Source organism: Streptomyces sp. ATLC9 (genome assembly GCF_057196705.1).
Genome location: NZ_JBXUOY010000681.1, coordinates 1 through 218, shown reverse-complemented (window position 1 = coordinate 218; position 218 = coordinate 1). Strand labels below are relative to the sequence as shown.

General features: G+C 71.1%; 1 pseudogene. It reads left to right on the top strand.

Annotated features, from left to right (window positions below):
- Positions 1-218, top strand: a pseudogene (locus tag AC2CJA_RS27605) (transposase family protein); the annotation flags it as partial.

Below are 218 nucleotides of genomic sequence, written 5' to 3'. Positions count from 1 at the left end.
GCGGCTCGCGAACATGGCATCGTCGACGCCCTCGCCGAGGCCGGCATCGCATGCTGGGCCGACAAGGGCTACCGGGGTGCCGGCGGAACAGTCCGCACCCCGTGCTGGGGGGCGGTGGGAGACCCTGTCCACCGGTCAGCAGGCAGTGAACCGGTCCCACGCGAAGATCCGCGCACTCGTCGAGCAGGCCATGGCCACCCTCAAGTCCTGGCGTCTCC